Below are 1,233 nucleotides of genomic sequence, written 5' to 3' on the forward strand. Positions count from 1 at the left end.
GTTTTATAAAGAATTTTGATATCAAATTAAACGGTAAAAAAGTATATGATTGTAATGATGCCAATCATTGTGTTAATATAAAATCATTGTTAGAATATAGTCCTGTTTATGCTCAAACAACAGCAACTAATGAATTTTTTCATCTTGATACAAGTAGATCAGCTGAAGAAAGACCCGCACAAGCTTTATATAATAAAGGATTTGCTGAGAGAAAACTTCTTTTAGGTGCATCCAATACTGTCACCAGAGAATTACCTCTTAATAGATATTCATTTTTTGAAGCTCTTGATAGAAATATGCTCCCATCAGGTCGTATGGAATTAAATATTGAATTTGAAAGCGATGCTAATTTGATTTGGCAAGGTGCTGATAATTGTCGAGTTATTTTAACAAAATTACAACTTATTGTACCACGAATCACCTTTAATAGCGACGGACAAAGTTTATATATGAGCAAGTTTTTGAAACCTTATAAATGGATGTATCTTAGAGAAAATATTGAACGAAGCAATAGTACTACACAAAGATCTGGACATTTTAAGATTTCATCAGGAATATCAAAACCAAGACATGTTTTTGTTTTTATAATAAATGATGCTTCTATTGATAGTCAGATAAGCAATCCATTTCTATATAATACATTCAGTGTATCAACAGATCCAAGAAGTCTAATAAATTGTCATCTTGAAGTTGCTAATGGACAAGAATATCCAGAAATTCATTATACTCCATCAACAGATTTATCAAGAGTTTTTAGAGATGTTCTTAAATATGTTCATAAGAATAATGAATATAATGAAGGATCTTTACTAAATATAAGTAATTTCCAAACACTTTTTCCATTTCTGTATTTTGATCTAACTAAACAAAAAACTGATATAAAAGACGGAACAACAAAACTAACATTTAGATATGAGTTATCAGGAACAACAGCTACTGCTTATTCAATATATGCTCTGACACTTTATGAACAAGAAGCTGAACTTATACAACAAAACGGTAAATTGCTTTTCAGATAAATTAATCTAACATATATCATATATAAGATATGACATACGTTAAATATGGAGTAAAATTATCTGCTGATCAAAAGAAAAAACTAGCCAAAGCTTTATCAAACAAATCATCGATTACATTACGATTGACAAAAAGTGATTTAACTGGTAATGATATGTTGATGTTAACAGCAACACAGTTAAAACGTATTAAAAAAGCTATGACTAATAAAACTGG

The 1,233-nt window shown here is 28.7% G+C and carries 2 protein-coding genes; both read left to right on the forward strand.

The features are described from left to right. The coding region (locus OIF36_00095; protein ID MCV6598871.1) for a hypothetical protein at positions 1-1,019 on the forward strand (1,019 nt) is incomplete at its 5' end. Between the two features lie 29 nt (positions 1,020-1,048). Beyond that, the coding region (locus tag OIF36_00100) for a hypothetical protein (protein MCV6598872.1) at positions 1,049-1,233 on the forward strand (185 nt) is incomplete at its 3' end.

The sequence above is a fragment of the Alphaproteobacteria bacterium genome (assembly GCA_025800285.1).
In the GTDB taxonomy this organism is placed as follows: domain Bacteria; phylum Pseudomonadota; class Alphaproteobacteria; order JAOXRX01; family JAOXRX01; genus JAOXRX01.